The organism is Pseudomonas sp. MOIL14HWK12:I2 (assembly GCF_000510745.1).
Taxonomy (GTDB): Bacteria; Pseudomonadota; Gammaproteobacteria; order Pseudomonadales; family Pseudomonadaceae; genus Chryseomonas; species Chryseomonas oryzihabitans.
This window is the reverse complement of record NZ_KI783313.1, coordinates 543,485-567,731: the sequence shown is the minus strand read 5'-3', so window position 1 is coordinate 567,731 and position 24,247 is coordinate 543,485. Positions and strand designations below refer to the sequence as shown.

22 protein-coding genes are annotated in these 24,247 nt (G+C 68.3%); 8 read left to right on the top strand and 14 right to left on the bottom strand.

What is annotated here, in order from left to right:
- Nucleotides 1-45: 45 nt before the first annotated feature.
- The gene (locus PSK12I2_RS0118930; protein WP_027599614.1) at nucleotides 46-909 is read right to left on the bottom strand and encodes an SDR family oxidoreductase; all 864 of its coding nucleotides are present in this window, start codon (nucleotides 907-909) and stop codon (nucleotides 46-48) included.
- 106 nt (nucleotides 910-1,015) lie between these two features.
- Between PSK12I2_RS0118930 and PSK12I2_RS0118925 the strand changes: the two genes are divergently transcribed.
- Both PSK12I2_RS0118925 and PSK12I2_RS0118920 read left to right on the top strand, forming a co-directional pair.
- The gene (locus PSK12I2_RS0118925) at nucleotides 1,016-1,894 is read left to right on the top strand and encodes a LysR family transcriptional regulator (RefSeq protein ID WP_027599613.1); all 879 of its coding nucleotides are present in this window, start codon (nucleotides 1,016-1,018) and stop codon (nucleotides 1,892-1,894) included.
- A 97-nt stretch (nucleotides 1,895-1,991) separates the two neighbouring features.
- Nucleotides 1,992-4,193: an OsmC domain/YcaO domain-containing protein gene (locus PSK12I2_RS0118920; RefSeq protein ID WP_027599612.1), complete on the top strand. Its 2,202-nt coding sequence runs from the start codon at nucleotides 1,992-1,994 to the stop codon at nucleotides 4,191-4,193.
- 40 nt (nucleotides 4,194-4,233) lie between these two features.
- Here PSK12I2_RS0118920 and PSK12I2_RS0118915 read toward each other — a convergent pair whose 3' ends face one another.
- From PSK12I2_RS0118915 to PSK12I2_RS0118865, 11 genes are all read right to left on the bottom strand, one after another.
- Nucleotides 4,234-5,850, bottom strand: coding sequence for a gamma-glutamyltransferase family protein (locus PSK12I2_RS0118915; RefSeq protein ID WP_027599611.1), 1,617 nt, complete (start codon nucleotides 5,848-5,850; stop codon nucleotides 4,234-4,236).
- A gap of 42 nt (nucleotides 5,851-5,892) precedes the next feature.
- The gene (locus tag PSK12I2_RS0118910) at nucleotides 5,893-6,669 is read right to left on the bottom strand and encodes an amino acid ABC transporter ATP-binding protein (RefSeq protein WP_027599610.1); all 777 of its coding nucleotides are present in this window, start codon (nucleotides 6,667-6,669) and stop codon (nucleotides 5,893-5,895) included.
- 2 nt (nucleotides 6,670-6,671) lie between these two features.
- Nucleotides 6,672-7,439 (bottom strand): amino acid ABC transporter permease, encoded by a 768-nt coding sequence (locus PSK12I2_RS0118905; protein ID WP_007158607.1) that lies wholly within the window; start codon nucleotides 7,437-7,439, stop codon nucleotides 6,672-6,674.
- A gap of 12 nt (nucleotides 7,440-7,451) precedes the next feature.
- Entirely contained in the window at nucleotides 7,452-8,258 is an 807-nt protein-coding gene (locus PSK12I2_RS0118900; RefSeq protein ID WP_027599609.1) for an ABC transporter substrate-binding protein, read from the bottom strand.
- 40 nt (nucleotides 8,259-8,298) lie between these two features.
- Nucleotides 8,299-8,985 (bottom strand): GntR family transcriptional regulator, encoded by a 687-nt coding sequence (locus PSK12I2_RS0118895; protein WP_027599608.1) that lies wholly within the window; start codon nucleotides 8,983-8,985, stop codon nucleotides 8,299-8,301.
- A 179-nt stretch (nucleotides 8,986-9,164) separates the two neighbouring features.
- Nucleotides 9,165-9,992, bottom strand: coding sequence for a phosphodiesterase (locus tag PSK12I2_RS0118890; protein WP_027599607.1), 828 nt, complete (start codon nucleotides 9,990-9,992; stop codon nucleotides 9,165-9,167).
- Between the two features lie 12 nt (nucleotides 9,993-10,004).
- Nucleotides 10,005-11,036 (bottom strand): ABC transporter ATP-binding protein, encoded by a 1,032-nt coding sequence (locus PSK12I2_RS0118885; protein WP_027599606.1) that lies wholly within the window; start codon nucleotides 11,034-11,036, stop codon nucleotides 10,005-10,007.
- Nucleotides 11,033-11,827: an ABC transporter permease gene (locus PSK12I2_RS0118880; protein ID WP_027599605.1), complete on the bottom strand. Its 795-nt coding sequence runs from the start codon at nucleotides 11,825-11,827 to the stop codon at nucleotides 11,033-11,035. Before PSK12I2_RS0118880 ends, PSK12I2_RS0118885 begins: the two co-directional genes overlap by 4 nt.
- Complete coding sequence (locus tag PSK12I2_RS0118875) at nucleotides 11,824-12,681, bottom strand: ABC transporter permease (RefSeq protein ID WP_027599604.1); 858 nt, start codon at nucleotides 12,679-12,681, stop codon at nucleotides 11,824-11,826. The genes PSK12I2_RS0118880 and PSK12I2_RS0118875 overlap by 4 nt, the downstream gene beginning before the upstream one ends.
- Nucleotide 12,682: 1 nt before the next feature.
- The gene (locus PSK12I2_RS0118870) at nucleotides 12,683-13,696 is read right to left on the bottom strand and encodes an ABC transporter substrate-binding protein (RefSeq protein ID WP_027599603.1); all 1,014 of its coding nucleotides are present in this window, start codon (nucleotides 13,694-13,696) and stop codon (nucleotides 12,683-12,685) included.
- On the bottom strand, nucleotides 13,693-14,694 hold the full coding sequence (locus PSK12I2_RS0118865; RefSeq protein ID WP_027599602.1) for a substrate-binding domain-containing protein: 1,002 nt from the start codon (nucleotides 14,692-14,694) through the stop codon (nucleotides 13,693-13,695). The genes PSK12I2_RS0118870 and PSK12I2_RS0118865 overlap by 4 nt, the downstream gene beginning before the upstream one ends.
- A 278-nt stretch (nucleotides 14,695-14,972) precedes the next feature.
- Here PSK12I2_RS0118865 and PSK12I2_RS0118860 point away from each other — a divergent pair, with 278 nt between their 5' ends.
- From PSK12I2_RS0118860 to PSK12I2_RS0118835, 6 genes are all read left to right on the top strand, one after another.
- Nucleotides 14,973-16,727: an ABC transporter permease subunit gene (locus tag PSK12I2_RS0118860; RefSeq protein ID WP_027599601.1), complete on the top strand. Its 1,755-nt coding sequence runs from the start codon at nucleotides 14,973-14,975 to the stop codon at nucleotides 16,725-16,727.
- A 13-nt stretch (nucleotides 16,728-16,740) separates the two neighbouring features.
- Nucleotides 16,741-18,048 carry an AAA-associated domain-containing protein gene (locus PSK12I2_RS0118855; protein WP_027599600.1) on the top strand — a complete coding sequence of 436 codons (1,308 nt, stop codon included), beginning with the start codon at nucleotides 16,741-16,743 and terminating at the stop codon, nucleotides 18,046-18,048.
- Nucleotides 18,049-18,074: 26 nt separating this feature from the next.
- A complete protein-coding gene (locus PSK12I2_RS0118850; protein WP_037007847.1) occupies nucleotides 18,075-19,133 on the top strand; it encodes a sensor histidine kinase in 1,059 nt (352 codons plus the stop codon).
- Nucleotides 19,130-19,771 (top strand): response regulator transcription factor, encoded by a 642-nt coding sequence (locus PSK12I2_RS0118845; protein WP_027599598.1) that lies wholly within the window; start codon nucleotides 19,130-19,132, stop codon nucleotides 19,769-19,771. Before PSK12I2_RS0118850 ends, PSK12I2_RS0118845 begins: the two co-directional genes overlap by 4 nt.
- A gap of 140 nt (nucleotides 19,772-19,911) precedes the next feature.
- A complete protein-coding gene (locus PSK12I2_RS0118840; RefSeq protein ID WP_027599597.1) occupies nucleotides 19,912-21,540 on the top strand; it encodes a methyl-accepting chemotaxis protein in 1,629 nt (542 codons plus the stop codon).
- A 186-nt stretch (nucleotides 21,541-21,726) separates the two neighbouring features.
- Complete coding sequence (locus PSK12I2_RS0118835) at nucleotides 21,727-22,941, top strand: HD-GYP domain-containing protein (RefSeq protein WP_027599596.1); 1,215 nt, start codon at nucleotides 21,727-21,729, stop codon at nucleotides 22,939-22,941.
- 33 nt (nucleotides 22,942-22,974) lie between these two features.
- Here the strand turns inward: PSK12I2_RS0118835 and PSK12I2_RS0118830 are convergent, their stop codons facing one another.
- A complete protein-coding gene (locus tag PSK12I2_RS0118830; protein WP_027599595.1) occupies nucleotides 22,975-23,598 on the bottom strand; it encodes a VOC family protein in 624 nt (207 codons plus the stop codon).
- A 182-nt stretch (nucleotides 23,599-23,780) separates the two neighbouring features.
- Complete coding sequence (locus tag PSK12I2_RS24140; protein ID WP_037007948.1) at nucleotides 23,781-24,194, bottom strand: helix-turn-helix domain-containing protein; 414 nt, start codon at nucleotides 24,192-24,194, stop codon at nucleotides 23,781-23,783.
- Nucleotides 24,195-24,247 lie beyond the last annotated feature (53 nt).

Genomic DNA, 24,247 nt, shown 5'->3' with positions numbered 1-24,247 from the left:
GGCAAGCGTGATGTGGCGCGTTGATCCGCGCCAGGGTGGTACCCGTCAGCCGATCAGCGCCCGGGCGAAGTCGCGATAGCCGTGCAGCGGGCGCCCCAGCATCTGCACCAGCCGCTCGCGGTCGCCGGGTTGCGGCAGCATGCCGTCGCTGACATAGCGCTCAGCCATGAGCCTCATCTCGTAGGCCATCCAGGCCGGCATGAAGGTGGCCATGTTCTGCTCGAAGCCCTGGGGATCGTCGCCGGCGTAAAGGATGGGGCGACCCAGCAGTTCGCTCCAGATCGCCGCGGCGCCCTCGCCGGTGAGGCTGTCCGGGCCGACCAGGTTGAGCGTCGTGCTGGGCAGCCTGCCCGGCGCCTGATCGCGGCGGATGAGCTCGAGGGCGGCGACCTCGGCGATGTCCCGGGCATCGACCATGGCCACGCCCTTGCCGCCGAGAGGCATGGGATAGATCCCGTGCTGCAGGATGACGTCCTTGAGCATGGCTTCGTTGTCGATGAAATAGCTGGGCCGCAGGATGGTGGCGCCAAAGCCCATGGCCGCGAGCATGCGTTCGGCGCCGAACTTCACCGCGAAGTGCGGCACGTTGACCGCGCTGTCGGCGCCGAAGACCGAGAGATAGACGACCCGCTCGACGCCGCTCTCCCGGGCGATGTTGAGGGTGATGAGCGCCTGGGTGAATTCGTCGCCGGTCACGGCGTTGAGCAGGAAGAGGGTGGAAACGCCGCTGAAGGCGCGGCGCAGGGCGGCGAGATCAAGCAGGTCGCCCTGCATGACCTCGACGGTGGCCGGAAAATCGGTGCCGGCCGGGTTGCGGGTCAGCACCCGGACCTTGGCATCGCGCTGCACGAGTTGCTGGACGAGGTGGCGGCCTACGCGGCCGGTGGCGCCGGTGACGAGGATGGTCATGTCGGTAACTCCAGGTGGGTGAGAGGTGGAGCCACCTTAAGTCGTCTCACCTTGAGTCAATAGCCGCTAAAATAGGAACACGTCGTTCCACAATCGAGACACTGCCTTGGACTTCAGTCTGCTCTTCGACTTCCAGCTCATCGCCACCCACGGCGGCATCGGCAAGGCCAGTCGCGCCAGTGGCCGACCCAAGGCCAGCCTGTCGCGGCGGCTGGCCGAGCTGGAAGAGACCCTGGGTGTCAGGCTGATCGAGCGGGGTGGGCGCAGCCTGCTGCTGACGCCGGCCGGTGCCGAGTTGGCGGCCCGGACCCTGGGGCCGCTGCGCGAAGTGCAGGAGGCGATGGCGGCGGTGCAGGAGGGGGTGGCGGTGCCGCGTGGGCGGTTGCGCATCGCGGCGCCGCTGCTGTTTTCCCAGGTGGCGCTGGGACGTCTGAGTGCGGATTTTCGCCGGCAGTATCCGGAGATCCTGATCGAAGCGGTGGGCGAAGATCGCCTGGCCGATCTGGTGGACGAGCATTTCGACCTGGCCATCCGCATTAATCCGGCGGTCGATAGCCGCCTTGTGGGGCGCTGTTTCGCCCGGGATCGAAGGGTGCTGGTGGCAGCACCTGGCCTCGATCGCCCCCCGGAATCCGCTGCCGAACCCATGCCCCTGCCGGCGGTGGTCATGCCCGGCCATGGCGACGGCGAGGTCTGGACGCTCGCGGAGGACGGGGCGCGCTTCCTGCCCCAGCCGGTGGTGCAGCTGACCTCGCTATTGACCATCCGCGAGGCGGTGCTCGCCGGGGCGGGTGCGGCGCTGTTGCCGCTGTCCCTGGTGCAACGGCAGCTGGATGAGGGTGCGCTGAGCCGCTGGGGCACCCAGGCCGGCGAGACCGAACTCTGGGTGCTGCACACCTCGCGGCGACTGCAGAGCCCCAAGGTCAGGGCCTTCGTCGATTTTCTCTGCGCGCGCTATCCGGACGGCATCTTTCGGCTGGACTAGCGGACACCGCTGGCGGCGAGACGACAGCCTGCGTATCACCCGCCGCCCTTTGTCCGGATAATGGCGGCCACTCTGTCGCCAAACCGGAATGCTGTGCATGGAAATCAAGGTCAATTTTCTCGACAACCTGAGGCTCGAGGCCAAGTTCGACGACTTCTCGGTGATCGCCGATCAGCCCATCCGCTACAAGGGTGACGGCTCGGCCCCGGGGCCCTTCGACTATTTCCTGGCGTCCTCGGCGCTCTGCGCGGCCTATTTCGTCAAGCTCTATTGCCAGACCCGCGACATCCCCACCGATAACATCCGCCTGGCCCAAAGCAACATCGTCGACCCGGAGAATCGCTACAAGCAGACCTTCAAGATCCAGGTCGAGCTGCCCGCCGATCTGTCCGACAAGGACCGCCAGGGCATCCTCAGATCCATCGATCGCTGCACGGTGAAGAAGGCGGTGCAGGCCGGTCCGGACTTCATCATCGAGGCGGTGGAAAGCCTCGACGCCGATGCCCAGGCCCTGCTGCTGCCCAGCGATAGCACCCGCCAGACCTACATCCCCGGCAAGGACCGGCCGCTGGAAGAGACCATCGCCAAGCTCTCCGGCATCCTCGCCGAGCTGGGCATGAAGGTGGAAATCGCCTCCTGGCGCAACATCGTGCCCAACGTCTGGTCGCTGCACCTGCGCGATGTGCAGTCGGCGCTGTGCTTCACCAATGGCAAGGGCGCGACCAAGGAAGCGGCCCTGGCCTCGGCGCTGGGTGAATTCATCGAGCGCCTCAACTGCAACTTCTTCTACAACGACCAGTACTGGGGCGAGGCCATCGGCAACGCCGCCTTCGTCCACCATCCGGACGAACGCTGGTTCCAGCCGGGGCCCAAGGACGCGCTGCCCCGGGAGATCCTCGACCGCTACTGCCGCAAGCTCTACGACCCGGAAGGCGAATTGCGCGCCTCGCACCTGCACGACACCAACTCCGGCAACGTGGCGCGCGGCATCTGCGCGCTGCCCTTCGTGCGCCAGTCCGACGGCGAGGTGGTGTACTTTCCCTCGAACCTGATCGAGAACCTCTACCTCAGCAACGGCATGAGCGCCGGCAACACCCTGGCCGAAGCCCAGGTGCAGTGTCTGTCGGAAATCTTCGAGCGGGCGGTGAAGCGCGAGATCCTCGAAGGCGAGCTGGCGCTGCCGGATGTGCCTGAAGAGGTATTGGCCCGCTATCCCGCCATCGTCGAGGGCATCCGCGGCCTGGAAGCCCAGGGCTTCCCGGTACTGGTCAAGGACGCCTCCCTGGGTGGTGAATTCCCGGTGATGTGCGTGACCCTGATGAATCCGCGCACCGGCGGGGTGTTCGCCTCCTTCGGCGCCCATCCGCGCCTGGAGATCGCCCTGGAGCGCAGCCTCACCGAGCTGTTGCAGGGTCGCAGCTTCGAGGGCCTCAACGACCTGCCGCAGCCGACCTTCGAGAGCCAGGCACTGATGGAGCCCAACAACTTCGTCGAGCACTTCATCGATTCCAGTGGCCTGGTCTCCTGGCGCTTCTTCAGCGCCAAGGCCGATCACGAGTTCGTCGACTGGGACTTTTCCAGCGAGGGTGAAGACGCCACCGCCCAGGAGGCCGCCACCCTGTTCGGCATCCTCGCCGAGCGGGATCTGGAGGCCTACATGGCGGTGTACGAGGAACTGGGCGCGCCGGCCTGTCGTATCCTGGTGCCGGGCTACTCGGAGATCTATCCGGTCGAGGACCTGATCTGGGACAACACCAACAAGGCCCTGCCGGTGCGCGAGGACATCCTCAACCTGCACCGCCTGGACGATGCGGCCCTGGAATCCCTGCTCGAACGCCTGGACGATACTCAGGTGGACGACTACACCCGCATCGCCACCCTGATCGGCGTGGAATTCGACGAGAACACCGTCTGGGGCCAGTTGACCCTGCTGGAACTCAAGCTGCTCATCCACCTGGCGCTGCAGCAGTTCGAAGAGGCCAAGGAAGAGGTCGAGACCTTCCTGCAGTTCAACGACAACACCCTGGAGCGCGGCCTGTTCTACCAGGCGCTCAATGCGGTGCTGGAAGTGGAGCTGGACGACGAACTGGAACTGGCCGACTTCGAGGTCAACTTCCGGCGCATGTTCGGCAATGAGCGACTGGACGCCGCCCTGGGTTCGGTGTCGGGCGAGGTGCGCTTCCACGGCCTCACGCCCACCAGCCTCAAGCTGGAAGGCATCGACAAGCACCTGCGGCTGATCGACAGCTATCGCAAGCTGCACGCGGCGCGGGCCCGGGCGGCCGGCATCGCGCTCTGACGAATAGCCCGCCCGGACCCGGGCGGGACTTTCCCGGCGGTCAGCAAACCGCGATATGGGAATCCGCGCGCGGCTCGGTGCCGCCGCAGAGCACGCCGGTTTCGGGATCGCGGACGATGATCTGGCCGCGACCGAAGTCGGTGGAATCGTGGGCGATCTCGATCTGGTGGCCGCGCCGCGCCAGGCCACTGGCCAGGGCGCGGGAAGCCGCCTGCTCGATGCCGACCTTCATCTCCCCCAGCCATTGCCAGCGCGGCGCATCCAGCGCCGCCTGCGGATTCAGGCCGAAGTCCACCAGGTTCATCACCATCTGCACATGCCCCTGGGGTTGCATGTAGCCCCCCATGACGCCAAAGGGTCCGATGGGCACGTCACCCCGGGTCAAAAAGCCCGGGATGATGGTGTGGAAGGTCTGCTTGCCCGGCGCCAGAGCGTTGGAATGCGCGGTATTCAGGCTGAATTCCGAGCCGCGATTCTGCAGGCCGATGCCACTGTCGGGCAGCACCACGCCGGAGCCGAAGCCGTGGTAGGCGCTCTGGATGAAGGACACCATGTTGCCCTCGCCATCGGCGGTGGCGATGTAGACGGTGCCGCTGGCCTGGGGATCGCCGTGCAGCGGCGGCTGGGCCTGGTCGGTGATCTCGGCGCGACGGCGCTCGGCATAGGCGTCGTCCAGCAGCACGCTGGCGGCGACCCTCATGTGCTCGGGATCGGTGATGTAGTGCAGGCCGTCGGCATAGGCCTTCTTCATCGCCTCCAGCTGGCGGTGCCAGGTGAGCTGGCTGTCGCGCTGGTCGAAGTCATAGCCTTTGAGGATGTTCAGGGTCATGAGCGCGATCAGGCCCTGGCCGCTCGGCGGGATCTCCCACACCTGATAGCCACGGTAGTCGACCTTGATCGGCTCGACCCAGCGCGGCTGGTAGCCGGCCAGGTCAGCGGCGGTCAGGTGGCCGCCGGTCGCGGCGGCATGTTCGGCCAGACGCTGGGCGAGGGCGCCGCGGTAGAAACTCTCGCAGCGGGTCTGCGCCAGGTCTTCCAGGGTGCGCGCCTGGGCCGGATTGCGAAACAGCTGGCCGGCGACCGGGGCCTTGCCGTCGATGAGGAAGGTGTCGAACCAGGCTTCCAGTTCGGGCGCCTGATCCCGGCTGGCCTGGTACTCGGCCTGGGCGATGCGCCACTGGTGGGCGACCACCGGCGAGACCGGGAAGCCATCGCGGGCCAGGGCGATGGCGGGCTCGAACAGGGTGGCGAAGGGCAGCGTGCCGAAGCGCCGCGACAACTCGGCCCAGGCCGCCGGACAGCCCGGCACCGTGACCGGCAGCCAGCCGTGCACCGGCATGCGTTCGTGGCCAGCGGCCTTGACCGTGGCGATGTTTAGGCTGGCCGGGGCATGACCGCTGGCGTCCAGGCCGTGCAGCCTGTCCTTGACCCAGACCAGGGCGAAGGCATCGCCGCCGATGGCATTGCCGGTGGGTTCCACCACGGTCAGGGCCGCGGCGGTGGCGATGGCCGCGTCGATGGCGTTGCCGCCCTGGCGCAGCATGGCGATGCCGGCCTCGGCGGCCAGCGGCTGGGAGGTGGCGACCATGCCATTGCGCGCGAAGACGCTCTGGCGTTGCGAGGCATAGGGGTAGTCGTGGGCGGAGAAATTCAGCATGGCAGGCTCTTCGTCTTCAATCGGGTAGCGGCGTGCGTCGGCTCAGAGCACGCGACTGAGGAATTCGCGGGTGCGCGGATGGGTGGGATTGCCGAACACCTGGGCGGGCGGGCCTTCCTCGATCAGTTCGCCCTGGTGCAGCACCACCACGCGATCGGCCACCTCGCGGGCGAAGCCCATCTCGTGGGTCACCACCACCATGGTCATGCCGTCCTCGGCCAGTTCCTTCATCACCTGCAGCACCTCGCCGACGGTTTCCGGGTCGAGGGCGCTGGTGGGTTCGTCGAACAGCATGGCCTGGGGCTTCATGGCCAGGGCGCGGGCGATGGCCACGCGCTGCTGCTGGCCGCCGGAGAGTTGCGCCGGATAGTGGTCGGCCTTGTCGGACAGCCGCACCCGGGCGAGCAGGGCGCGGGCCTGCTCCACGGCGGCGGTGCGCGCCACGCCGAGCACCTGGATCGGGGCCTCGATGATGTTTTCCAGCACCGTCATGTGCGGGAACAGATTGAACCTCTGGAACACCATGCCGATGTCGCGGCGGCGGCGGGCGATGTTGCGCTCGGAGTCCTTGACCCTCGATCCATCGGGACGCTCGCGAAAGCCCATCAGCTCGCCGTTGACGCGGATGGTGCCGCCCTGGATGTCCTCCAGATGGTTGAGGCAGCGGATGAAGGTGGTCTTGCCGGAGCCGGAGGCGCCGATCAGCACCACCACCTCGCCGCGGCGCACCTCCAGGCTCACGCCCTTGAGAATGTCCAGCTCGCCGAAGGCCTTGTGCACCTCCAGCGCCTGGATCACGGGTTCTTGCGTGGTCGTCATGGCTAGCGTCCCCGTAGTTTGAAGCCCTGCAGGCTGAACAGCCGGCCGGTGGCGGTGGGCCTGTGACCGTCGGCCTTGCCGAAGCGCCGCTCCAGCCAGGCCTGGAAGAAGCCCCAGAGGGTGGTCAGGACCAGGAAGTAGATGGCCACCACCAGGTACAGCTCGAAGACGCGAAAGGTCGCCGAGGTGATCATCTGGGTGCTGAGCAGCAGCTCCTGCACCCCGATGACGCTGACCAGGGTGGTGTTCTTGAGCATCACGTTGAACTCGTTGCCGAGCGGCGGAATGATCACCCGCAGCGCCTGGGGCAGCACGATGCGCCGCATCAGCTTGGCCGGCGTCATGCCAAGGGAGCGCGCCGCCTCGTACTGGCCGCGATCCACCGCACCGATGCCGGCGCGGATGATCTCGGCCATGTAGGCGCCTTCGTTGAGACCCAGGGCGATGATGGCCGCCTGGATGTTGCCCGGGATCACCAGGAAACCCAGGTCCAGGTCCTCGAAGCGGAAGATGCCGCCGGCCGCCAGGGCCGTGTAGAGGAAGACGATCTGCACCAGCAGCGGCGTGCCACGCATCAGCCAGACATAGAAGCGCACCGGGTATTGCAGCGCCCGGTAGCGCGACAGCCGTGCCAGCGCCGCCAGCAGGCCGAGCGCGCAACCCAGCAGCATGGCGCCGACGGCGATGACGCAGGTCAGCCCGAGGCCGTAGAGGTAGACGTCGCTCGGGTGCAGCAGGTACTGCCAGAACACATCCCAGCTGAAGTTCATCGTGACCGTCCCTTAATCGAGCTTGTCGCCTTCCAGGTGCCACTTGGCCATGAGGGCGGCGTAGCTGCCATCGGCCTTCATGTCGGCGAGGATCTGGGTGAGGGCGGCGCTGAGCTGGCTATCGTCCTTGCGCACGCCGATCCCGGTGAGGATGCGGGCGAAGGCCGGCACGCCGGTCTCGAATTGGCCGGGCGCCACGCCCTGGTAGTAGGCGGCGGTTTCCACCGTGGTGCCGTAGGCGTCGGTCTGGCCCAGGCGCAGCGCCTGGAAGGCATCGGTGTCGCTGTTGTAGGCCACCAGCTTCATGGGCGCCTTGCCGGCCTTCTTCAGTTCTTCGTTGTGGGCGTCGAGCAGGGTGCGAATGGTGGAGCCGTTGAGCACCGCCACCTTCTTGCCGGTGAGGTCATCCAGGGTATGGATGCCGGCCTTGTTGCCGGCCGGCACCACCACCGCCTGGCTGGAGTACATGTAGTTGACGATGTCGATCACCTGGCGGCGCTCGGGCTTGTCGAACAGCTGGTCGATCAGCAGGTCGCACTGACCGGCCAGCAGCGCCGGGATCAGGCCCGAGAAGGGCACTACGCGCCAGTCGGCCTTCTTGTCGCCGAGGCGCTTGGCGATCTCGGCGCCGAGGTCGACGGTGAGGCCCTTGGGCTTCTGGGCTTCGTCGAAGAAGCCGATCGGCGGGGTATCGAGGGCGCCGCAATAGGTGATCTTGGAGGCCTTGGCCAGGCGCTCGGGGATCTGGGGAGCGGCCTGGGTGAAGCCGGCAGCGAGGGTCAGGGCGAGCAGACTGCAGGAAAGCCGGTGGCGGGTCATGGTCTTCTCCGGAAGGACGGGGGTGGGCAGGGCGGATGGCTCAGCGCGGGGGCGCACTTCGGGTCTGGTCGCCCGATCGTTCGATAAAGGTCAGCAGGTCGGGCACCGTGCCCTCGATGTGCTCGCGCAGCACCCGCTCGGCCTCGGCGGCATCGCCGGCGCGCAGTGCGGCGAGGATGGGCGCGTGTTCGTCGCGGGCCGACTGGGGCCGGTCGGCGTGCAGCCAGAGCTGCATGTGCGGCTCGATCAGGGCATAGAGGCCGTTGATCTGGCGCAGCAACCGCGGCCGGCCGGCCAGGCTGCACAGGTATTCATGGAAGGCGCGGTGCTGGGCGACCCAGGCGCCGGGTTCCTGCTCGTCGTCCAGGTCTTCCAGCAGCCGCTCCAGGCGCGTCATCTCGCGGGGGCCGACATGGGGCGTGGCCAGGCGGATGGCCAGGCCTTCGAGGGCGCTGCGCATCTCGAACACCTCGCGCATGTCGTCCAGGTCCAGGCCGCTGACCACCGCGCCGCGGTGCGGCCGGAGGATCACCAGGCCTTCGGCGGCGAGGCGCTGGAAGGCGCTGCGCACCGGCATGCGACTCATGCCCAGGGTGGTGGCGATGTCCTCGGCGATCAGGCGTTCGCCATTGCGATAGTGCCCGGCGCAGATGGCCTGCAGCAGATGGCGATAGGCCTCTTCTTCGGCGCTCAGGGCGGTGGAGCGGGAAAGGGCGGAGAGCGGCATGGGCTGGCTTCCTGGATTTTTGTATCCAATCTGCTAAGGCAAGGCCCATGCCAGGGAACCAAATGCTTGCCAGCGCTGGGCCGCGGGTCAGGGCGGTCCGGCGCCGGCGTTACCTTTTGCACCAGCCTGGGTCGCAGTTGCCGCCGCCTTGCTACCCCAGGACCCGAAACGGGGCGGCGTCAGTCCAGCAACTGGCCGTCGGCGGCGAAGAAGGGATAGGGCCCGGGATAGTTGCCCAGCGGCAGATGGTGGGTCACCAGCGCCTCGTCCGCCCAGCGATGCAGCAGCAGGCCCGGCGGCTCCAGGCGGAAGCGCGAGGGCGCCGCCTCGCGCAGGTCCAGGTCGACCTGGTGCGACACGCCAGGGCAGACGCAGGCCAGGGTGCCGCCGAAGCGGCGCTGGATCAGCCGGTGCAGGTGACCGCAGAGCAGGCGTTCCACCTGGGGATGGCGGCGGATCACGGCTTCCAGTTCGGCACCGCCGGCCAGGCCGATGCGATCCATATGGCCGATGCCGACCGGGAACGGCGGGTGATGCAGGAGCACCAGGGTCGGCTGGTCGGGTGCCTGGGCGAGCTGGTCGTCGAGCCAGGCCAGTTGCCTGGCGTCGAGACGCCCCCCGTGCTCGCCGGGGATATGGGTATCCAGGCCGATCAGCCGCAGCGGGCCGCAGTCCTGCTGCCAGTCCAGGGTGCCCTGGGCCGGCAGATAGGGGTGATCGGCGAAGGCGGCGCGCAGGGCGGCGCGGTCGTCGTGATTGCCGGGGATGACGAAGAAGGGCATGGCCAGCTCGGCCAGCACCTCGCGCAGGGTGGCGTATTCCTCGGGGGTGCCGAAGTCCACCAGGTCCCCGGTGATGACCAGGGCATCCGGGCGCGGTTGCAGGGCGTTGAGGCGGTCCACCGCCAGGCGCAGGGCGCCGAGGGTATCGACCACCCCGTAGGACAGCCGGCCGCCGGCCTTGATGTGCAGGTCGCTGAGCTGGGCCAGCAGGAAGGGCGCGTGCATTAGTGTCTCCAGTCAGGAAACCAGGGTGAAGAGGGCGTCGGGGCGCACGTTCAGGTGCAGCAGGTCGCCCGGTTGCGCCTGCAGGGGCTGGGCGGTGTCCACCAGCAGCGGCTGGCCGGTGCCCACCTCCACCAGCAGCCGCGAATGGGCGCCCTGGAAGAATTGCCCGACCAGGATGCCGGTGAGGTGCGCGGGCGTCGCGCTCGGCTCCAGGTGCTCCGGACGACAGAACAGGGTGCTGGCCGCGCCGGTCCAGGGCAGCCGCCCGCCAGCGACCGCCACCTCGGAGCCGCTGTGGGCGCGCACCTCGAAGCGGTTGAGCTGGCCGACGAAACCGGCGACGAAGCGACTGGCCGGGCGCTGGTAGATCTGCGTCGGGGTGCCGATCTGGGCGATGCGGCCTTCGCCCATCACCACGATGCGATCGCCCAGGGCCAGGGCTTCCTGCTGGTCGTGGGTGACGTAAACCGCAGTGGTGCCGAGTTCGCGCAGCAGGGCGCCGATGTCGGCCCGCAACTGCTCGCGCAGCTGGGCGTCCAGCGCCGCCAGGGGTTCGTCGAACAGCAGCACCCGGGGGCGCGGCGCCAGGGCCCGAGCCAGGGCCACGCGCTGGCGCTGGCCGCCGGACAGCTGCTGGATGCGCCGCTCGGCCAGGGGCTCGAGATGCATCATGGCCAGCAGCTCGGCGACCCGGGCATCGCGCTCGGCGCGCGGCAGGCCACGGATCTTCAGGCCGTAGGCGATGTTGCCGGCCACGTCCAGGTTAGGAAACAGGGCGTAGTTCTGGAACACCATGCCGACGTCGCGGCGCTCGATGGGCAGGCCAGTGACGTCGCGGTCGTCGAACAGCACCTGGCCACCGGCATCGGGCTGCTCCAGGCCGGCGATCAGGCGCAGGGTGGTGGTCTTGCCACAGCCGGACGGGCCGAGGAACACCAGGGTCTCGCCCGGGTGGATGTCGAGGTCCAGGGGCTGCAGCACCTGGCGGCCTCCGGCAAAGGTCTTGGCGCAGTGGCGCAGGCGGACGGCGGTACCTTGGGTCATCGCAGGGCTCCACGGGAGAGACGGGCGCTGAGGGCCTGGAGGGCGACCAGCAGCGGCACGATCAGCAAGAGGAAGATCAGGGTGTAGGCGGAACCCACCTCCAGCCGCGCCGAGGCGTAGCTGTCGGCCAGGCCCACCGGCAGGGTCTTGGTCAGGGGCGTGTGCAGCATCCAGGTGAGGTTGAATTCACCCAGCGACAGGGTGATCACCATGAGGCTGCCGGCCAGGATGCCGGCGCGGGCATTGGGTACCACCACGCCGAAGAAGCGCCGCCAGGGACCGGCGCCAAGGCTGGCGGCGGCTTCCTCCAGCAGCGGCAGCTGGCTGCGTCTGAGCACCGCCATCACCGGGCGGATCAGGAAAGGCAGGGTGAACAGCAGGTGGCCCACCAGGATGATCGCCGGGCTGTGGCGAAAGCCGCCGAGGTGACCGTAGGTCAGCAGCAGCGCCAGCGCCGAGGCGAAGCCGGGCATGGCCACCGGCAACACCAGCAATTCCTCGAAGGCGCGGGCGAAACGGTTGTCCAGACGCACCAGGGCATAGGCCGCCGGGACGCCGAGTACGACTGCGAGGGCCGCCGTGCCCAGCGCCAGTTGCAGCGACAGCCAGACGGTGGGGGCATAGGCCTGCCAGACCTGGATCACCCAGTCGAGGGTGAGGCCGCTGGCGAGGCCCTGGAAGTAGTTGCGGGTGAGGCCGGCCAGTATCGAGAGCAGCACCGGCACCAGCAGGAAGGCCGCCACCAGAAGAGTGAACAGCAGTTGCAGCCAGAAGCGCAGGGGTCGATTCATCGCAGGTCTCCCTGGACGCCGCCGAGGCGCCGCGCCAGCAGCAGGACCAGCCAGGTGACGAGGCCGAGCACCACCGAGAGCGCCGCGGCCACGCCGAAATTGGCGAAGTTGGTGAAGGTGTCGTAGATGGCGATGGGCGTCACCGCCAGCCGCGTGCCGAGGGTGAAGGCGGTGCCGAAGGCGCCCATCGCGGTGGCGAAGCACAGGGCGCCGCTGGACAGCAGCGCCGGGGTCAGGCCCGGGATCAGCACATCGCGCACCACGGCGAAGAGCCCAGCGCCCAGGGAGCGGGCGGCTTCTTCCAGGCTGGTGTCGAGGGTCTCGCAAGCCGCCATCACCGTGAGGATCACCCGCGGGATGGAGAAATAGAGATAGCCGAGAAACAGCCCGAACAGCGAATAGGCGAACACCCAGGGCTCGCCGACCAGGCTGCGGCCGAGACCGGCGAACAGCCCCTGGCGGCCGCCCAGCAGGATGATCAGGAAGCCCACCACCACGCCCGGAAAGGCCAGCGGAAAGGTCAGCAGGGCCACCAGCAGGCTGCGCCCGACGAAGGCATGCCGCGCCAGGAAGCAGCCGGCGATGCCGGCCACCAGCAGGGTGGCCAGGGTGGTGACGGCGGCCAGGGCCACCGTCTGGGCGAGTCCGGACAGATAGCCGGCGCTGGTCAGCACCTGCCAGTAGCCGGAGCGGCCGGCAGCGTCCGGATGGGCGCCGAGTACCAGCAGCTGCGCCAGCGGCAGCAGCCAGAAGGCCAGCAGAAAGGCGCTCGCCGGTGCCAGGGCGACGAGCACCGGCCAGGGCAGCCGGCGCGGCACCCGGCGGCGCCCGAGGGAGACGGCGAGGCCCTGCATCTCAGCGCACCTCGGCCTGATAACGCTTGGCGAAGGCTTCCTGGACCGCTGCCATGTGACCGTAGTCGACGGTGCCGGCGCGGGCATAGTCGGCGTCGGGCAGGAAGCGCGCCTTCACCTCGGCCGGCAACGGCACGTCCCGCACCGGGCGCAGATAGGCCTGGGCCCAGAGCGCCTGGCCCTTGTCCGAGAGCACGTAGTCCAGCACCTTCTCGCCATTGGCGCGATGCGGCGCGCCCTTCACCAGGCTCATGGTGTAGGGCACCGTCAGGCTGCCTTCCTGGGGAATGACGAAGGCCACCGGGGCGTTGTCCTTGTAGCGGGCGCGGTAGGCGTTGAAGTCGTAGTCGACCAGGATCGGGATCTCGCCGGAGAGCAGGCGGGCATAGGCGGTCTGCTTGGGCACGATGGGATCGTTGGCGGCCAGCTTTTTGAAGAAGGCCATGGCCGGGCCGAAGTCGTCGAGGTTGCCGCCCAGGGCCTGGTTGAGCGCCACTGCGGTGACGTAACCGACGAAGGCGCTGGACGGATCCAGGTAGCCCACCAGGCCGCGGTACTCGGGCTTGAGCAGATCGGCCCAGCGCTGCGGCACCGGCTTGCCGCCCAGGGCCTGGGTATTGACCATGAAGCCGAGCGTGCCGGAATGGATGGCGGTCCATTCACCCTTGGGGGCCTTGAGGCCGGCCGGGACCTGGTCCCAGTGCTTGGGCTGGTAGGGCTGCAGCACCCCGGCCTTGTCGGCCTGGATGCCGAAGGTCACCCCGTAGTAGACGACGTCGGCCACCGGGGCTTCGCGTTCGGCCACCAACTGGGCCAGCGACTGGCCGGAATTCTTGTTGTCCTGGGGGACTTCGATGCCGGTGTCGGCGGCGATGGCCTTGAGCTGGGCGCCCCAGTCGGCCCACTCCAGCGGGCAGTTGTAGCAGATGGCGGTTTCGGCGGCCTGGGCGCTGGCCAGGCCACAGGCCAGGACCAGGCCGGCCAGGAGGCGACGCACGGGGAAGAGTGATTTCATCGGTAGGGCTCCTTCAAGGGGCCGGCACTGGTGCCGGGACGGACGAGGCAGGGCAGACACTGCTGGTGGGTGGCACTGCCGGCGATCAGCGCCAGCAATTCGGTGACGAGCACGGCGCCCAGGCTCTGCAAGGGCTGCATGACGCTGCACAGGCTGGGTTCGAGGCGGGCGCCCATGGCGATGCCGTCGAAGCCCACCACCGAGAGGTCGGCGGGCACGGGCACCCCGTGGCGCTGCAGTTCGGCGATGACGCTGATGGCCAGCAGATCGTTGGTGCAGAGCAGGGCGGTCGGGGCGTGGCGCTCCAGTAGCGGCGCCAGCTCCGCCCAGTCGGCGTCGGTGTGACTGGCCAGTTCCAGGCGCGGCAGCGTCGGCAGACCGGCGGCGGCCATGGCCTGGCAATAGCCGGCGAACCGGCGCTCGCTGCGATCCGATTGCTGGGCCGGCCCCGAGACCAGGGCGATGCGGCTGTGTCCCAGGCCGAGCAGGTGCTCGGTGGCCATGGCCATGCCCTGGCGGTTGTCCACCGCCACCGCCGCATAGGGGCGCTGGGGTTCGTGATAGGCCAGGATGAAGGGCGTCTGCTCCTGGCTCAGCTCGGCCAGCACCTCGCTGCGGTCGGCATCGGCCACCGTCAGCACCAGACCGGCGACGCGCTGGCGCAGCAGTTCCTCCACCACCGCCGCCTCGCGCTCCGGCTGGTAGTCGGTGGTGGCGATCACCAGCGAATAGCCCTGGCTGCGCGCGGTGCGCTCCATGGCCTGCAGCTGTTCGGCGAACACCGGGTTGAGCAGGCTCGGCACCACCACGCCGATCAGCCGGGTGCTCTGCTGGCGCAGCTGGCGGCCCAGCAGGTTGGGGCGGAAATTGAGACTGCGCGCGGCGTCCAGCACCCGCTGCCGGGTGCTATCGCGCACCTGCTCGGGGGTGGCGAAGGCACGTGCCGCGGTGGCCCGGGAGACTCCCGCCTGTTGCGCTACCTGTTTCAGATCGGTCATGCCGGCCTCGTTTGAGATCGATCTCATTGGGGGCAGACAATGCCGGCGGCAGATGTCGGGACGATGACAGCGAGATGAAGCTTCTGCTCTGGCCCTGCGCGCCGGTAGGTCCTCCGGCGCGCAGGGCAGCAGGCGAGGGCGGGATATACCTTGGTATAGCCAAACGTCCATCGTTTCGATGGCTGGGACAGGGTGGCGCGCCTAGATTAGCCCGGTGTCCGAACCCTGCGCGGCAGGGCCGGCCGCTCTCCCAAGGCCCCCATTCAAAGAGGTACGCCATGAAGACCCTTCCTGGCCTCTACACCCCCGCCGTGGCGCCGCGCTCGCTGCGGCAACGTCCCACCTCCCTGTGGGCCGATGCCCTCTGCCTCGTCCTCGGGCTGATCGCCCTGGCGCTGATCTGGCATGGCGTCGCCGAGATGCGCGCGCCCCTGGCCGTGCTCGACGCCGATCCCATGACCCTCGACCTGGCGCGACTGCCCGAGTACGCCCTGCGCACCACCCTGCGCATGTTCATCGCCCTGGGCGCCTCGCTGCTGTTCACCTTTGTCTTCGCCACCCTGGCGGCCAAGAGTCGCAAGGCGGAGCTGCTGATCCTGCCGGCCATCGACATCCTGCAGTCGGTGCCCATCCTCGGCTTCCTGACCTTTACCGTGAGTTTCTTCCTGGGGCTCTTTCCCGGTCGCCAGCTGGGCGCCGAGTGCGCGGCCATCTTCGCCATCTTCACCAGCCAGGCCTGGAACATGGCGTTCGGCTTCTACCAGTCGCTGCGCACCGTGCCCGAGGACCTGCAGCAGGTGAGCCGCCAGTTCGGGCTGTCGCCCTGGCGCCGGTTCTTTCGCCTCGAGCTGCCGTTCGCCATCCCCGGCCTGGTGTGGAACACCATGATGTCCATGTCCGGCGGCTGGTTCTTCGTGGTGGCCTCGGAAGCCATCACCGTGGGCGACAACACCATCAACCTGCCTGGTATCGGCTCCTGGCTGGCGCTGGCCATCGCCCGGCAGGACATCGCCGCCATCGGCTGGGCGGTGCTGGCCATGGGCCTGGTGATCCTGGTCTACGACCAGCTGTTCTTCCGCCCGGTGGTGGCCTGGGCCGATCGTTTCCGCGTCGAGCAAACCGCCAGCCAGCAGGTGCCGCGCTCCTGGGTCTACGACCTGGTCCGGCGTGCGCGCCTGGGGCGCATGCTGGGCGGCTTCGGCAGCTTCTGCACCCAGCTCGCCACCCCGCGGATTCGCCGCGCATGGCCGCACTGGCACCTGGCGCCGCACCGCCGCGCCTGGCTGCAGCGCGGGCTGGACGTGCTCTGGTACGGCGCGCTGCTGGTGGTGCTGCCCTATGGCGTCTATGCGCTGTACCGCTTCATCGCCGCCGACGTCTACTGGGTGGAAGCGGTCGCGGTGCTCGGCCTGGGGCTGCTGACCATGGCCCGGGTGCTGCTGCTGATCGCCGTCGCCAGCCTGATCTGGGTGCCCATCGGCGTCTGGATCGGCCTGCGCCCGGGCTGGTCGCAGCGTCTGCAGGCGGTGGCCCAGTTCCTCGCCGCCTTTCCGGCCAACGTGCTGTTCCCGGTGGCGGTGGTGGGCATCGTCAGCTTCCACCTCAATCCGGACATCTGGCTGTCGCCGCTGATGGTGCTGGGCACCCAGTGGTACATCCTGTTCAACGTCATCGCCGGCGCCAGCGTGCTGCCCAACGACCTGCGCGAAGCGGCCCGGCTGTTCGGTCTCAAGCGCTGGCAGTGGTGGCGGCAGCTGGCCCTGCCGGCGATCTTTCCCTACTACGTCACCGGCGCCCTGACCGCCGCGGGCGGCTCCTGGAACGCCAGCATCGTCGCCGAGGTGGTGAGCTGGGGCAATGAACGCCTGCAGGCCCATGGCCTGGGCGCCTACATCGCGCAGATGACCACCGCCGGCGATTTCCCGCGGGTCGCCCTGGGCATCGTGGTGATGTCGATCTTCGTACTCGGTTTCAACCGGCTGCTCTGGCGGCCCCTGTATGCCTACGCCGAGCGGCGTCTGCGGCTCGACTAAGAGGAGAAGCGCCATGAACCTGACCACGCTGAATGCCCGTCCCCTGATCGATGTCCAGAACGTCCGCCAGCTCTATGGCAACGCCGGCGGCCCGGCCCGGATCGTGCTGGACGAAGTCTCCCTGACCCTGCACGAAAACGAGATCGTCGGCCTGCTGGGGCGCTCCGGCTCGGGCAAGTCGACCCTGCTCAGATCCATCGCCGGCCTGCTCACCCCCAGCGGCGGCACCGTCGACTTCCCGCCCAAGGACGACGGCCAGCGTGCCCGGGTCAGCATGGTGTTCCAGAGCTTCGCGCTGTTTCCCTGGCTGACCGTGCTGCAGAACGTCGAGATCGGCCTGGAAGCCCTGCACGTGCCGCTGGACGAGCGCCGTCGTCGCGCCCTGGCCGCCATCGACCTGATCGGCCTGGACGGCTTCGAAAGCGCCTATCCCAAGGAACTTTCCGGCGGCATGCGCCAGCGCGTCGGCCTGGCCCGTGCCCTGGTGGTGCACCCGGACGTGCTGCTGATGGACGAACCCTTCTCGGCGCTGGACGTGCTTACCGCCGAGACCCTGCGCACCGACCTGCTCGATCTCTGGGTCGAGGGGCGCATGCCGATCCGTTCGATCCTCATGGTCACCCACAACATCGCCGAGGCGGTGCTGCTCTGCGATCGGGTACTGATCTTTTCCAGCAATCCCGGGCGCGTCGCCAGCGAGATCCGCATCGACCTGCCGCAGCCGCGCAATCGCCACGATCCGGCCTTTCGCGAACTGGTGGAGGAGATCTATGTGCGCATGACTGGCGAGGCCACCCCGGCACCCCACGACGCAGGGGTTCCCGGCAATGGCCTGGGCATGCGGCTGCCGACGGTCTCGACGAACGCCCTGGCCGGCCTGCTGGAGGCGGTCCAGGCCGCGCCCTACGACGGTCGCGCCGACCTGCCGGAGCTGGCCGGCGGGTTGGGCTATGCGCTGGACGAACTCTTTCCCCTGGCCGAGGTGCTGCAACTGCTGCGCCTGGCGGTCCTCGAAGGCGGCGATCTGCGCCTGCTGCCGGCCGGGCGCGCCTACGTCGAGGCGGGGGTGGACGTGCGCAAGCAGCTGTTCGCCCGCCAGTTGCTCAACTTCGTGCCGCTGGTGGCCCATATCCGCCGGGTGCTGGACGATCGCCAGGGCCACACGGCGCCGGCGCGGCGCTTCCGCGACGAACTGGAGGACTTCATGGACGAAGCCGACGCCGCCCGCACCCTGGGCAGCGCCATCCAGTGGGGGCGCTATGGTGAGCTCTTCGCCTATGATCAGGCGGCCGATATGTTCAGCCTGGAAAATCCAGGTTAAGAGCGACCACGAACGAGAAACTGGCCATGGATCGACGCCCCTTCGCCACCACCACCCACTGGCTGCGGCTAGGGGGCCTCTGCGCCCTGGCGCTGGGCATCGCCCTGCTGGACACCTTTACCGACCGGGAGATCGCCATCGGCGTCTTCCAAGTGGTGGTGGTGCTTCTGGCGGCCGGCTTCCTGTCCGCACGCGGGGTCACGGTCACCGCCCTGGGCTGCACGCTGCTGGTGCTCTGCAGCTATGTCGCTACCCGCAGCGGCGACCAGGAGGCGGGGCTGGTCAACTGCATCATCAGCCTGCTGGCCATCGTCGCGGTCGCCGCCCTGTCGCTGCGCCTGGAGGCCGCCAAGCGCGCCGCCGATGCGGCCCGGACGCGTCTGGTCCAGGCCGGGCGCCTAAGCCAGCTGGGTGAACTGGCCGCGTCCATCGCCCACGAGGTGAATCAGCCGCTCACCGCCATCGCCGCCAGTGGCAACGCCTGCCAGCGCTGGTTGAGCAATCAGCCGCCGCAGGTGGAGCGCGCCGTGCAGGCCGCGCAACGGGTCATCGACGACGCCCACCGCGCCAGCGCAGTGATCGCCCGGGTGCGCAGTCTGGTGCGCCAGGCGCAGGTGGCCAAGGATTGGCTCAACGTCGCCGATACCGTGGAGAAGGTGCTGGATTTCGTCCGCGCCGAATTGAGCCAGCGCCAGGTCGCCGTGGAGGTGCGCCTGCAGGAGGGCCTGCCGCCGCTGCTGGCCGACGAAAGCCAGCTGCAGCAAGTCATCCTCAATCTGCTGCTCAACGCCCTGGACGCCCTCGAAGGGATACCGCCCGAACAGCGGCGGGTGGTCATCCAGGTGGGGCAGGATACCGCCGGCGCCATCCGCCTCGGCGTCGAAGACAGCGGTCGTGGCTTGACGCCGGTGGCGCGCGAGCAGATGTTCGAGGCTTTCTACACCACCAAGGCGCAGGGCATGGGCCTGGGCCTGGCGCTGAGTCGCTCCATCGTCGAAGCCCACGGCGGGCGGATCTGGGCCACCTCGTTGCCGGAGGGCGGCACCGGGGTCTACTGCAGCCTGCCCAAGGATCCACAACCATGACCTCAGCGAGCATGACCGGCCAAACCCAGCCCACCCTGGTCCACCTGGTGGACGACGACGCCTCGGTGCGCGCCGCCGTGGAAGACCTGCTGGCGTCCGTGGGGCTCGATACCCGCAGCTATGTCTCGGCCGCCGACTTTCTCGAGCGGGCCCGGCTGGACGCGCCGGGCTGCCTGGTGCTGGACGTGCGCATGCCCGGCATGAACGGCCTGGATCTGCAGCAGGAGTTGCAGCGCCGCGGCCTGGCGCTGCCGATCATCTTCATCACCGGCCATGGCGACATCCCCATGTCGGTCCGGGCGATGAAGCAGGGCGCCCTGGAATTCCTCACCAAGCCGTTTCGCGACCAGGACCTGCTCGATGCCATCGACCAGGCACTGTGCAAGGCGCAGGAGGCCCATGCCCAGCGCCGCCAGTTGCAGGACCTGCAGAGCCGCCTCGACACCCTCAACGACGGCGAGCGAGCGGTGCTGGCGCGGGTGGTGACCGGGCTGCTCAACAAGCAGATCGCCGCCCAGCTGGGGGTCAGCGAGATTACCGTCAAGGTGCGTCGCGCCGCCCTGATGCGCAAGCTGCAGGCCGGTTCCCTGGCGGAACTGGTGAAGATGGTCGAGCGGCTGGAGGCGTCGCGCGGCTAGGCCTTTCCTGTCGGGCGTACAGCCGCTGGACAGACACCGCAGCCGGGTTGTCGCGCCAATCGCTTGCGCGCTAAAGAAAGGCAATAGTCAGTCGATACGGGTTTTAGAGGATCGCCTTTCGCCGATCCAAGGAGCTCGTCTTGAACCTACGTCAGCTACGCATCGCCCCTCGCGCCATCCTCTGCTTCGGTGCGGTCACCCTGTTCGTGATGCTGCTCGGGGCCTTCGCCCTGGTCCAGCTCAAGGCCCTGCGCGCCACCGAGCAGGCGATGGAGGCCGAGTGGCTGGCAAGCGTCCAGACCACCGATGACATCCAGATCGCCTTGATGCACACCCGGCTGGAGAGCATTCGGCTGCTGGCCACTGAGGACAGCGCCGCCATGGCCATGGCAGCGCGGAAGATCCAGCAGAATCGCGATCTGATGAATGCGCGCACGGCCTATTACCGCGACCATCTGATCTCCACCGCTGAAGAGCGCGCCAATTTCGAGCAGGCCGCGCTGCAGATGAAAGGCTACCTGGACGGGCTGGATCGCATCGTCACCCTGGCCGCCAGCGATCGCGCCGAGGCCCTCAGGCTGGCCAATGGCGAGCAGCGCCAGCGGGCCGAAGGCTATCAGGAGCAACTGACCCGCCTGCGCGATTTCAACGGCGAAGGCGCCCGTCACGCGGGGGAGGCGGCCACCGGCATCTATGACCGCAGCGTCAGCATCGTGGTCGGCATCATGCTGCTGGCGGTGCTGGTGACCCTGCTGCTGGCCTGGCGTCTGACCCGTAGCCTGGCTCAGCCGATCGGCGACTCCCTGGCCGTGGCCAATGCCATCGCCCAGGGTGAGCTGACCGGCCGGATAGATCCCACGGGCAAGGACGAAGCCGCCGGCCTGATGCGCGCCCTGGCGCAGATGCAGGACAATCTCAAGGATACCCTCCACGGTATCTCGCGTTCGTCCGACCGCCTGAGTGATACCGCCCGCACCATGCACGCCGTCACCGACCAGGCCAGTCGCGCCCTGGCCAGCCAGAACGCCGAGATCGACCAGGCCGCCACCGCGGTCACCGAAATGAGCGCCGCCGTGGAAGAGGTGGCGCGCAACGCCTCGTCCACCTCCCAGGCCGCGCGGGAATCCAGTGCTGCGGCGGAAAACGGCAACACCAAGGTCGGCCAGGCCCTCGACGCCATGCAGCGTCTCACCCAGCAGGTGCAGTCGACCTCGGTCCAGGTCGAAGGCCTGGCCGGGCAGGCCCAGGACATCAGTCAGGTGCTCAGCGTGATCGGCGCCATCGCCGAGCAGACCAACCTGCTGGCGCTGAACGCCGCCATCGAGGCCGCCCGCGCGGGCGAGCAGGGCCGCGGTTTCGCCGTGGTCGCCGACGAGGTCCGCGCCCTGGCGCACCGCACCCAGACCTCGACCCGCGAGATCGAGCAGATGATCCAGGCGATCCAGAAGGGCTCAGCCGAAGCCGTGGATTCCATGCAGCTCAGCACCACCCAGGCCCACGCCACCTATGTGATCGCCCAGGAAGCCGGCACGGCCCTGAGCGACATCCTCCAGGCCGTGCGCCTGATCGACGAGCGCAATCTGCAGATCGCCACCGCCTCCGAAGAGCAGGCCCACGTCTCCCGCGAGGTGGACCGCAACCTCATCAGCATCCGCGATCTGTCGGTGCAGACCAGCGATGGCAACCGCGAAACCGTGGGCGCCAGCGAGCAGCTGTCGGAACTGGCCGGTGAACTGCAGACGCTGGTGCGCCGCTTCAAGCTGGCGTGAGGGGCAGGGCGCGCTGACGGCGGTCGCGCGCCCGCTCTTCTTACATTCGGTTACCTTTGGCCACCCTGTTTCGCCGGTTCATCGGCGCAAGCCCGCCGGGCGCTTTCCCGAGTAGTGGCTTTTTGGTATCAATGGTTATTGTAATACCTATTTAGTTTCGTCCCTCGACGCTCTCGCAGAGAAACCATGGCGCTGCCCGAATACAGTCTCAGAGTACCTGTCTCCCAATTGCAGCTGGGCATGTACGTCTGCGAACTGGATCGACCCTGGGCGGGCACGCCCTTCCTGTTCCAGGGCTTTCCCATCCAGAACGCGCACGACCTGCGCACCCTGCAGGAGACCTGCGAATTCGTCTGGGTGGATCGCCGCCAGAGCCATACGGTGACGCCGCTGTCCGCCAGCCTGTCGGCAGGCGCTCAGGCCAAGACCTATGCCATCGACTACCGGGATGAGGTCAAGACCACCGAACCGGTGTGGCGTGAAGCCCGGGCCGTGTCGATGCGCATGCTCGACGCCGTCAAGTTCGGCAAGGAACTCGACGTCGGCGAAGTGCGCCGCGCGGTCGGCGAGTGCGTCGAAAGCGTGCTCAAGCACCCCGCGGCCAGCCTCTGGCTGGCGCGCATCAAGCAGCGCGACCACTACACCGCGGAGCACTGCCTGCGCGTCTCGCTCTATGCCATCGCCCTGGGCAAGGCGCTGGGCCTGCTGCCTCTCGAACTGGAAGAACTCGGGGTGTGCGGCATGCTGCACGACGTCGGCAAGATCAAGGTGCCCGACGAGATCCTCAACAAGCCCGGCCGCCTGACCGACGAAGAATTTCGCATCATGCAGGCCCATACCACCTACGGCTATCAGTTGCTGATGGCCAACAGCGAGGTGCCGCCGGCCGCCGTCGACGTCGCCCATACCCACCACGAGCGCATGGATGGCAAGGGGTATCCCCGCCAGCTGCCGGCGCACCGCATCCCCTTCAAGGCCAGGATCATCGCCGTGGTGGACGCCTACGACGCCATCACCAGCGATCGCCCCTACAGCGAGGGCCGCTCCAGCCTGGAAGCCCTGCGCGTACTGTTCGAAGCCCGGGGCACGCAATTCGACGAAGTCGTCGTGCTGGCCTTCATCCAGCTGATCGGCGTCTATCCGCCGGGCGAGATCGTCGAGCTGAGCACCGGCGAGGTGGGCATCATCATCGGCTTCGACGCCGGCAGCAAATTGAAGCCCCGCGTGCTGATCGTGCTGGACGCCAGCAAGCAGCCGCGCCCGGAGCGGGTGCTCGACCTGGCGCGCAATCCGCTCGATGAGCAGGGCCGCCTGGTCAGCGTCCGCGAAGTGAAACCCTCGGGTGCCTATGGCATCGACATCGACGCCTACCGCGCCAAGGGACTGGTGGTGCCGGGCTGAACGGATGAGGGGTCGCCGTTTGGGGGCCGACCGTCAGAGGGTCTTCAGACCCGTCGGCGTCTCCAGGTAGGCCAGCAAGCCGGGTCTCTCCCCAGGCAGCACCGCGACGGGACCGGCAAAGCCGATCGCCTCCAGCTGCTGCCCGAGCCCCGCGGCATCGGGATGCCTGAGCTCCAGGCGCTGCAGGCGACAGCCCTGATCGATCAGCCCAGCCGCCGGGTGCCGGGCGTCGCCCCAGTCGATCAGGCTGGGCAGGACCCCGCCCAGTGGCAGCTGCCCATCGGCATGGATCGAGATCTGCCAGGCCAGCGCGCCGCGACTCATCGACTCGATGCGGCCGAAGGTCCGCGTGAGGTGCGCATCCGCCTGCGCCAAGCCCTGGGTCCCGGCCACCCAGTGGGCCAGGCGGGGCGCAGCGTCCGGTGCCAGCTGATCCAGTTCGAACCAGCGCGGTCTGGTCGGCGGCGGCGCGTCCGGGTCCGGGGCTATGACTTCCAGATAGCCGTCCCCCAGCCCCAGCAGCAGGTTGTGGGTACCCATGCGCGCATGCTGGCCGCCGGGCTGCAGCGCCACGCCGAGGCGCTCCCCGACATACCGGGCGCCCGCGGCCAGGGTCGGGGCCACGATAACCAGGTGATCCAGGCGGGAATGTCTCATGGGGAAGGCTCCTGAGCGGACAAGGTGGAGCACGAGAGAAGCGGCATTATCCGCCCAGGGCTCACTGGTGGGCCCGACTCAGGACACCAGCTGCCGTGGAGCGCGGTCGGTGGTCCTGGCGGTCCCACTCAGGTCCGAGGGTCTTCGCCAGTGGGCTCGTTCGGCATTGGTCTGGGCGATTGTCACGCAGGCTTCTCCGGGCCTCGCTCATCGAAGGCGCGGCGCGCGGCCCGGAAATCTTCCACATTCTCGATAACCCAGGTCCAGATGGGCGTCATCCGGAGCAGCAGGCTCATGCCCAGCGGCGTCAACTCGTATTCGACCCGGGGCGGGACTTCGTCGAAGTCGTGCCGCAGCAGCAGGCCGTCACGTTCGAGGGCGCGCAGGGTCTTGGTCAGCATTCGCTGAGTGATGCCCGACAGTTGCCGCGCCAGTTCGGCGTGCCGCATGACGCCATAGACCCCCAGCGCATGCAGGACCCCCAGGGACCAACGACTGCCCGCATGGGTCAGCACCTCGCGGCGTACGCCGTCTTCGTCCCGCCTGAGTGTCTGGCAGATGGCTTCGGACTGTTGGAGGAGTTCCAGATCGGTCATCTCGTCCCCTGGTATCACGCGTGTGCCTTCTTCTGAGCGCCGCTGGCGTCTGC

What these genes read in the sequence shown, in the direction of transcription:
- PSK12I2_RS0118930 (WP_027599614.1), bottom strand. Translation starts at nt 909, where the DNA reads ATGACCATCCTCGTCACCGGCGCCACCGGCCGCGTAGGCCGCCACCTC.
- PSK12I2_RS0118920 (WP_027599612.1), top strand. Translation starts at nt 1,992, where the DNA reads ATGGAAATCAAGGTCAATTTTCTCGACAACCTGAGGCTCGAGGCCAAG.
- PSK12I2_RS0118915 (WP_027599611.1), bottom strand. Translation starts at nt 5,850, where the DNA reads ATGCTGAATTTCTCCGCCCACGACTACCCCTATGCCTCGCAACGCCAG.
- PSK12I2_RS0118910 (WP_027599610.1), bottom strand. Translation starts at nt 6,669, where the DNA reads ATGACGACCACGCAAGAACCCGTGATCCAGGCGCTGGAGGTGCACAAG.
- PSK12I2_RS0118905 (WP_007158607.1), bottom strand. Translation starts at nt 7,439, where the DNA reads ATGAACTTCAGCTGGGATGTGTTCTGGCAGTACCTGCTGCACCCGAGC.
- PSK12I2_RS0118900 (WP_027599609.1), bottom strand. Translation starts at nt 8,258, where the DNA reads ATGACCCGCCACCGGCTTTCCTGCAGTCTGCTCGCCCTGACCCTCGCT.
- PSK12I2_RS0118895 (WP_027599608.1), bottom strand. Translation starts at nt 8,985, where the DNA reads ATGCCGCTCTCCGCCCTTTCCCGCTCCACCGCCCTGAGCGCCGAAGAA.
- PSK12I2_RS0118890 (WP_027599607.1), bottom strand. Translation starts at nt 9,992, where the DNA reads ATGCACGCGCCCTTCCTGCTGGCCCAGCTCAGCGACCTGCACATCAAG.
- PSK12I2_RS0118885 (WP_027599606.1), bottom strand. Translation starts at nt 11,036, where the DNA reads ATGACCCAAGGTACCGCCGTCCGCCTGCGCCACTGCGCCAAGACCTTT.
- PSK12I2_RS0118880 (WP_027599605.1), bottom strand. Translation starts at nt 11,827, where the DNA reads ATGAATCGACCCCTGCGCTTCTGGCTGCAACTGCTGTTCACTCTTCTG.
- PSK12I2_RS0118875 (WP_027599604.1), bottom strand. Translation starts at nt 12,681, where the DNA reads ATGCAGGGCCTCGCCGTCTCCCTCGGGCGCCGCCGGGTGCCGCGCCGG.
- PSK12I2_RS0118870 (WP_027599603.1), bottom strand. Translation starts at nt 13,696, where the DNA reads ATGAAATCACTCTTCCCCGTGCGTCGCCTCCTGGCCGGCCTGGTCCTG.
- PSK12I2_RS0118865 (WP_027599602.1), bottom strand. Translation starts at nt 14,694, where the DNA reads ATGACCGATCTGAAACAGGTAGCGCAACAGGCGGGAGTCTCCCGGGCC.
- PSK12I2_RS0118860 (WP_027599601.1), top strand. Translation starts at nt 14,973, where the DNA reads ATGAAGACCCTTCCTGGCCTCTACACCCCCGCCGTGGCGCCGCGCTCG.
- PSK12I2_RS0118855 (WP_027599600.1), top strand. Translation starts at nt 16,741, where the DNA reads ATGAACCTGACCACGCTGAATGCCCGTCCCCTGATCGATGTCCAGAAC.
- PSK12I2_RS0118850 (WP_037007847.1), top strand. Translation starts at nt 18,075, where the DNA reads ATGGATCGACGCCCCTTCGCCACCACCACCCACTGGCTGCGGCTAGGG.
- PSK12I2_RS0118845 (WP_027599598.1), top strand. Translation starts at nt 19,130, where the DNA reads ATGACCTCAGCGAGCATGACCGGCCAAACCCAGCCCACCCTGGTCCAC.
- PSK12I2_RS0118835 (WP_027599596.1), top strand. Translation starts at nt 21,727, where the DNA reads ATGGCGCTGCCCGAATACAGTCTCAGAGTACCTGTCTCCCAATTGCAG.
- PSK12I2_RS0118830 (WP_027599595.1), bottom strand. Translation starts at nt 23,598, where the DNA reads ATGAGACATTCCCGCCTGGATCACCTGGTTATCGTGGCCCCGACCCTG.
- PSK12I2_RS24140 (WP_037007948.1), bottom strand. Translation starts at nt 24,194, where the DNA reads ATGACCGATCTGGAACTCCTCCAACAGTCCGAAGCCATCTGCCAGACA.